The organism is Paenibacillus sp. P4_A7 (assembly GCF_056402455.1).
In genome coordinates, this window is the sequence record NZ_JBFUHJ010000418.1 from 1 (window position 1) to 5,011 (window position 5,011).

6 protein-coding genes are annotated in these 5,011 nt (G+C 43.0%); 2 read left to right on the plus strand and 4 right to left on the minus strand.

The genetic code is table 11. The annotated features are described in order from the left end of the window. Both AC1DWN_RS27785 and AC1DWN_RS27790 read left to right on the plus strand, forming a co-directional pair. Positions 1 to 579 (plus strand): M23 family metallopeptidase (locus AC1DWN_RS27785; protein ID WP_477562123.1); only part of this gene is annotated, 579 nt, incomplete at its 5' end. A 226-nt stretch (positions 580 to 805) separates the two neighbouring features. Next, positions 806 to 1,258, plus strand: coding sequence for a bactofilin family protein (locus AC1DWN_RS27790; RefSeq protein WP_477562124.1), 453 nt, complete (start codon positions 806 to 808; stop codon positions 1,256 to 1,258). Between the two features lie 184 nt (positions 1,259 to 1,442). On the opposite strand, the gene AC1DWN_RS27795 is transcribed toward AC1DWN_RS27790, so the two are convergent. From AC1DWN_RS27795 to AC1DWN_RS27810, 4 genes are all read right to left on the minus strand, one after another. After that, positions 1,443 to 2,237: an ABC transporter permease gene (locus AC1DWN_RS27795; protein WP_477562125.1), complete on the minus strand. Its 795-nt coding sequence runs from the start codon at positions 2,235 to 2,237 to the stop codon at positions 1,443 to 1,445. After that, entirely contained in the window at positions 2,230 to 3,150 is a 921-nt protein-coding gene (locus AC1DWN_RS27800; RefSeq protein ID WP_477562126.1) for an ABC transporter ATP-binding protein, read from the minus strand. Before AC1DWN_RS27800 ends, AC1DWN_RS27795 begins: the two co-directional genes overlap by 8 nt. Positions 3,151 to 3,290: 140 nt before the next feature. Continuing rightward, positions 3,291 to 3,584 carry a hypothetical protein gene (locus AC1DWN_RS27805; RefSeq protein ID WP_477562127.1) on the minus strand — a complete coding sequence of 98 codons (294 nt, stop codon included), beginning with the start codon at positions 3,582 to 3,584 and terminating at the stop codon, positions 3,291 to 3,293. 156 nt (positions 3,585 to 3,740) lie between these two features. Beyond that, a partial coding sequence (locus AC1DWN_RS27810) for a sugar phosphate nucleotidyltransferase (protein ID WP_477562128.1) occupies positions 3,741 to 5,011 on the minus strand: 1,271 nt, incomplete at its 5' end.

A 5,011-nucleotide genomic window follows, 5' to 3' on the forward strand; every position in this document is an offset into this window, starting at 1 on the left:
GCTCTATCTATGACTGCAGACCCCTCCTATTCTCCAATTGTACAGGATTCAAAGAGAATCGCTTCTCTAGCGCAGCATACCGGACTCGATCTGTTAGCGATCAGCGCTATGGTCGATACGTTAGAGGAATCAATGGAGCTTACGCTTCAACTTGCACAAGCTCGCAAAGCATCTGTTGACGGCTACCCTTCAGGCTGGCCGACACGATCCAAACAATTGACCTCTGGATTCGGATATCGCAAGGACCCGTTTACCGGACGGGCCACGTTTCATGCAGGCTTAGATATTGTAGGCAAGCTAGGGGACCCCGTCTTCAGCGCGGCGGAAGGTACGATAAGAGAAACAGGCTATGATAACTCACTCGGCAGATTCATCGTTATTGACCATTTGGGCGGCCTGCAGAGTATGTACATGCATCTCAAACGTATTGAAGCCAAAGAGGGTGATACTGTCGTTCGAGGCGAAAAAATCGGTTTACTAGGCACGAGCGGCAGAAGTACCGGCCCACATTTACATTTTCAAATTCTGCAAAAAAATGAGACCGTCAATCCATTAAAGTTTCTCGCAAATGAAAGCTAATTACAAACGCGAAGGCAGCCGCAGCTCTCTAATGTAAAAGCCTTCATTTTAAAAGTATGCAGGCTCATCTATAAGTGAAAACTCATAAATTCTTATATATCTAAGCAGGTTAACTTACAAACCTCTAAGGTCTTCACTTCCGAAGCTAGGTTTCTTCCACAAACCTTTATAGCCTATGCTTCCGAAGCTAGGTTTCTTTCACAAACCTTTAAGGAGGATTAATCTTATGTTCAGGGATAATAAACGGCTTGCCGCAACGGACACGTTGATTGGGCAAGGTACGCTATCTGAGGGCAAAATGACGTGTGAGGCAAATCTTCGTATTGAAGGGGAATACCGCGGAGACATTGAATGTAAGGGCGATGTTATCATTGGTGAATGCGGCATTGCACGTTCCAATATTACAGCTCGTGATATAACGATCGCCGGTAAAGTTTTCGGCGATATTACTACAAAAGGACGCCTCATCATCACCTCCTCCGGACTTATAACCGGCAGCCTAACTGCCAATACGCTCATCGTTCAAGATGGTGGTATGATTAACGGCAGCTGCATGATGGAGCAGCGTCAAACCGATTCCAAAAACCGTGCATTAGCAGAATCAGAGGCTCCTCATATTCACGGCAAGGAATCAAAAGCTAATAAGGAACAGAAAGAAAAATCACGTCAAGCAGGGTAACCTTTCAATAATTTTAGATCATCCGCGAAAATCGGGATCAACTGCTTGCTTGCACACCACATTCCGCTAATAGCGGCTGATCCACAATATGAAAAGCCGCCCCATCGCCGCTGCTCTAAACAATGAGAGCAGCGGAAGGAGCGGCTTTTTTAATTAACCTGCATAACTAAAGCAATGTAAATGCCTAAGCCGTTACATCACGTTTATTAAAGACGTACCAAGTCAGTGCGATGAAAATAACATAATATGCTCCAAGGATCGCGAGAGAAAATCCAAGACTCGCCCCGTCCTCTAACGAAGTATTTCCGATATATTTAGTTAAATCCAAATGCATAAACAATAAATAGTCAATCCATTTGTAATCCAGCATCGCAAGCAGCGGTACAAAGCTGCCAACACCAAGCAACAGGAACAATGACAACCCAATAGCCAGTCCACTGCTGCGGAAAACAGTCGACAGCATGAACGCAAGCGTAACTGTAACGACTAATGAAACCAAATTCATCGCATAGTACTGCAGCATATACGAAAATGGCGACGTTCCTTCAGGTATAACCATGGAAGATTGATCTGTCACCACCGGATTAATACCGAAGCAAAGCCAACTAGCTAGTAGTGTGCTGGTGAAAAGAAGTACAGCGAGCATAATTGCAAACATCATATTTGCAATATATTTGGATAACAAAATTTTTGACCGCGACCAAGGACGTATTAGTAATAACTTTATCGTACCGCTTGTGAATTCATCCGCCACGCCACCGGCTGCAATCACAACTGTGAATATCGTCACCAGCATAAATAATATCATCGACTCCATCGACATCACTTCCCACATCGATGAATCTCTGCCTCCAACTACAAGCCATAATGTCGCAATTATGATGACTACCAGAACCATAATGCCGGACATGATCCATGTGCGGGGACGACGGTAAATTTTCATATTTTCATTCTTAATAAGCTGTACAAAATCACCCAATTCGTTCCCCTCCAGTCACTTCCAAAAATTGGTCTTCTAACGATTTAACATGAGCGCGAATACCATATACTTTAATGTCTGCGGACACAAGGGCAGCATTTATAACTGCAATTCGCTCTTTGTCTGATTCAACGGCAATCCCAAACTCCCCATCAAACTCTGCATGCTGACCTATAGCGAATAGAGCATCAACCGCTCCTTGCGGACGGTCAACCTCGAAGAGCACCCGAACCTGCTCTGTAGGAGCGTTTGCTCCTCGCAACGTTCGCACATCGATAAGCTTGCCGTTTTGAATGATAGCAACTCGGTCACACATCAGTTCCATTTCCGATAGCAAATGGCTTGATACGAATACAGCTAGGCCTTCTTCTCTCGATAACTGACGCAAATAATCCCGTAGTTCGCGTATACCTCCAGGATCCAAGCCATTCGTAGGCTCATCTAGAATAAGCAGTCTTGGCTTATGTAGGATCGCCTGAGCGACACCAAGCCGCTGCCGCATTCCCAATGAATAGGTCTTCACCTTATCGTGAATCCGCTCTTCAAGCCCTACTAGCTTAACAACCTCTTTAATGCGATGCTCTGATATGCCTGGGATCATTCGTGCATAATGGATCAAGTTTTGATAACCAGACAAATACTTATACATCTCCGGGTTTTCTACAATTGCTCCAACATGACGAATCGCTTTTTCATATTGCTTCGTTATGCTATATCCACCAATCGTGATCTCTCCATCAGAAAGAGCCATTAATCCGACCATCATACGGATCGTAGTCGTTTTACCTGAACCGTTCGGGCCAAGAAAACCAAATACTTCGCCAAGTGGCAAGTCAAGTGATAATCGGTCGATTATGGTTCGTTTGCCAATACGCTTTGTTACATTTTTTAATCTCACAATCGGTTCTTCCATGTTGTTTAACTCCCCTTTCACCATTTACAAAGTATACCTTTACTCATAACTTTTTGCATCCTATTACAACGAAAAGTTCAAATCTTATCTATTATAATCGATCCAGGAAAAAATTAGAAGTTCACAAAAAAACCGGTTAACTACAAAAGTATTGTAGTTAACCGGTTTTCGTTATCATCTGTTCGATAGGGCTGCCCCAGAAGCTCGGCAACTTTCGCATCTGCGCGGAGGAACATTTTATAGTCATAGTTACTGGTCTGTACTGGTGATCCAAGCGCCGCATCCAGCCTATCTTGCTCTATACTGCACGACAAGCAATAGCCCATAGGATGTACGACTCGAAAAAAACCGGTTCTGAACAAGATATCCGCTTTCGGATTAGAAACCATCTCTCCACAACTAACACAGTAAAAACGATCCTCTGAACGCATCATTCCATTGATCGCTCCCTCTCCGCTAGATATATAAACCTACCGTGAAATGTTACAATATGTATCCTCCATATATTAACTCTATTGTAAACCAGCTATACTGTCAACCTCTTCCCCTGTTTATTTCTTGCATTAATCTATAATCATTATCCCATCCGGCTAAGCTAGGTTTAATTCAGTTGTAATCTCATCCCATGTAATACCAAGACGAATAATATCCTCATCACTTACGTGTGAACCGCTCTGCACCTCAATCAATTCCATATCAGTTATCGCTTTTAAACTATGTCTTGCTCGTACAGGGATTTGCACCGCATCGCCACAAACAACCTGACGAAAATGATCATCTAATAGAAGAATCCCTTCACCTGATACAATTGTCCATACTTCACTACGCTTAAAATGTATTTGATAGCTAATGTTCTGACCAGCGGCGATAAAAATCCGCTTTGTAACCACTTGTATCCCCGAGCCCAATACTGCATTATCAATTATTTTCGAATGACCCCAGCGTTTCTCCTCATATTTAGGCTTACTGTTCATCGCTTGAAGCTTGTCATTGATTAAATCCCCTGCATCCTTGCTAGCAAAGAGTATACCGTCTGGACTGGCTGCTACAATAACATTCGTTAGTCCAACAATAGTTATTGGAATATCTAACTCATTGATAATTTGAGCTTGCTCGCACTCATTCGATATTTCGACATTTCCAAATCGTTGAAACGCTATTTCCTCCGATAAATTTAGCCAAGTGCCCATATCTCTCCATACACCGTCATATTGTATAACTGATTTGGACGCCTTGCTTTGCATCACCTCGGACTCAAAGGCAACCTTAGGGAGCTTATAATATTGCTTGTATAACTCATCATAATGAATGGGGAACCCGCGCTCCATTAGCATAGTAATCATAAAATCGAGTTGGAATGCATATATCCCGCTATTCCATAACGCGCCTTCTTTCATTAACGATATAGCTTGATCTTTAAAAGGCTTTTCTTTAATACTTTTTATTCTGCATCCAAATAACCCATTATTTACGCTGTGATGCTCATTCTCTGGGATGATGTAATTATTTTGCTCTAGAGCCGATGAAGGTTTCATTCCTATCAGCATGATCTGTGAACCACTCTCACGCAAGAGATTTGGTATCCCTTTTAGAAACGCAAAAAAATCACTTTCAACATAGGCATCTACCGGTAATATGATGATGGTTTCACTTAGTGAAGCACCTGCAATCGAATACAAATAAGCGGCAGAAAGCGCTGCTGCTGGAAAAGTATCACGCTGCTCTGGTTCAATGATGAGCGGAGCATTCGCCCCTGCTTGTCTGTGAAGCAGCTCGACCTGAGATCGACATGTTGAAAACCTTGTTTGCTCTTGCAATTCTGATGCCTCGAGCTGTCTCCACATTCGTTGTACCATTGACT